The organism is Tabrizicola sp. (assembly GCF_036781545.1).
In the GTDB taxonomy this organism is placed as follows: Bacteria; Pseudomonadota; Alphaproteobacteria; order Rhodobacterales; family Rhodobacteraceae; genus Tabrizicola.
The window spans coordinates 1-2,116 of record NZ_DAIQAT010000271.1; the positions used below are offsets into that span (position 1 = coordinate 1).

Consider the following 2,116-nt stretch of genomic DNA (forward strand, 5'->3'; position numbering starts at 1 on the left):
GGCCGCAGCACGACTTCGGTAGAGTATTTGTCCTGGCCGGACTGGTCCTGCCATTTCCGCGTTTCGAGCTGGCCCTCGATATAGACCGTGCTGCCCTTCTTCAGATACTGCTCGGCGATCCGTCCCAGCGCTTCGTTGAAGATCGCGACCGAATGCCATTCGGTGCGTTCCTTCCGCTCACCCGTCTGCTTGTCGCGCCAGGTGTCCGACGTGGCGATGCGCAGGTTCACCACCTTGCCGCCGTTCTGGAAGCTGCGCACCTCGGGGTCGCGGCCGAGGTTGCCGATGAGAATGACCTTGTTGACCGACCCCGCCATGCGAATCTCCCTGACTGCTGTCCGGAGCAGACTGGCTCCGGATGGTTAAGAAACCCTATACCGTCCTTTTCGCCCGCCGCAACCGAGCATCGGCGGGGTCGGGAAAACCTGCCATGTCCGGTCTGGAAAATCCGGACGGACAGGGTATAGTCGCGCCGGGTCGCACCGAAGGGTGCGCAAGGGACAGTGTGGATATGCGGATCATCGGCCAGGTTGCGGTTGCGGTGCTTTTGGCGGTTGCGCCGAATGGTGCCGTGGCCGAGGGGCTGAACCTGACGGGCTCGACCAAGTCGCGCACGGCGATCTTCAAGTCGCAGGCCGACCTGATCGACAAGAAGCTGAAGAAGCAATATTCGGGGTCCACCAAGCTGACGCCCAAATACAAGAAGGGCGAGGAAACCGCGGCGGATCAAGGCATTCCCGCCTATCGCGGCAGCTACAAGGGCGAATACCTGGAGGTCGCGAAGGGGGTGGCGCGCAAGCATGGCGTGCCGGAGGACCTGTTCCTGCGGCTGGTGCAGCGGGAAAGCGGCTGGAACCCGGTCGCGGTTTCGGTGAAGGGGGCCACGGGCCTGGCGCAGCTGATGCCCGAGACGGCAAGGCACCTGGGGGTCGACATCAACGATGCCGAGGAAAACCTGGAGGGCGGCGCGCGCTACCTGCGGATGATGTACGACAAGTTCGGCACCTGGGAGCTGGCGCTGGCGGCCTACAATGCGGGCCCGGCGGCGGTGGAGCAGCATGACGGCATCCCGCCCTACGACGAAACCCAGAGCTATGTGAAGGCGATCCTGGGATAGCGGCCGCAGCCCGACTGGACCCTTGGTGATCAAGGCGTTCGGCAGATTCACCTTTGACATCCGGAGCAGGCGGCAGCCGCAACGACCGGTCTTCCCGGCGGCGTTTTCCCGTCTGGAGTCCATCCATACGCGATACATACGCACGGCGGAGCAGGAAAGCGTCAACCATCGCCGCAAGAAAAGCGGGCGTCCCGAAAAGAATTGCCGCGGCGCCTATTCCGCCGCGATCTTGATCACCGGCTCCATCGTTGCCAGCACCTCGCTGCTGAGGTGGCACTTGATCTGGTGGCCCCCCTCTAGCATCTGCACCGGGGGGACTTCCACCTCGCAGAGGTTACCCGGCACCTGCGACTTCCAGCGGCAACGGGTCTGGAACGGGCAGCCCGGCGGCGGGTTCATCGCCGAGGGGATATCGCCTTCCAGCACGATGCGCTTGCGCTCCACCCGCGTGTCGGCAATCGGCACGGCGGAGAGCAGCGCCTCGGTATAGGGGTGGTAGGGCGGCGCGAAGACCTGATCGGTCGTCCCCATCTCGACCACATGGCCGAGATACATCACCATCACCCGGTCCGAGAGATAGCGCACGATGGACAGGTCGTGGCTGATGAAGAGCAGCGTGGTCTTGTTCTCGCGCTGGATGTCCATCAGGAGGTCGGTGACGGCCGCCTGCACGCTGACGTCGAGGGCCGAGACGGGTTCGTCGGCGACCACGACCTTCGCACCCCCGGCGAAGGCGCGGGCGATCCCCACGCGCTGCTTCTGCCCGCCGGACAGCTGGCGCGGCATCCGGTCGGCGAAGGCGCGGGGCAGTTTCACCAGATCGAGAAGCTCCAGCATCCGCTGGTGGCGCTCGGCATCCGATGTGCCGAAATTGAAGATCTCCAGCGCCCGGATGATCTGACGGCCCACCGTCATCGACGGGTTCAGCGTGTCGAACGGGTTCTGGAACACCATCTGCACCTGGCTGACGGTGTCGGTGTTGCGCTTCTGGATCGGGGT

Annotated in this window: 3 protein-coding genes; 1 reads left to right on the forward strand and 2 read right to left on the reverse strand. The window is 64.4% G+C overall.

The window, feature by feature from the left end:
- Positions 1-317: single-stranded DNA-binding protein (ssb, locus tag V7Q39_RS20535; protein WP_333818468.1), on the reverse strand; the 317-nt coding region annotated here is incomplete at its 3' end.
- A 194-nt stretch (positions 318-511) separates the two neighbouring features.
- Between ssb and V7Q39_RS20540 the strand changes: the two genes are divergently transcribed.
- A complete protein-coding gene (locus V7Q39_RS20540; RefSeq protein ID WP_333818470.1) occupies positions 512-1,117 on the forward strand; it encodes a lytic transglycosylase domain-containing protein in 606 nt (201 codons plus the stop codon).
- 213 nt (positions 1,118-1,330) lie between these two features.
- Here the strand turns inward: V7Q39_RS20540 and V7Q39_RS20545 are convergent.
- On the reverse strand, positions 1,331-2,116 hold a 786-nt coding region (locus V7Q39_RS20545), incomplete at its 5' end, for an oligopeptide/dipeptide ABC transporter ATP-binding protein (RefSeq protein WP_333818472.1).

Coding starts and splice junctions, on each gene's coding strand:
- V7Q39_RS20540 (WP_333818470.1), top strand. CDS start 512: ATGCGGATCATCGGCCAGGTTGCGGTTGCGGTGCTTTTGGCGGTTGCG.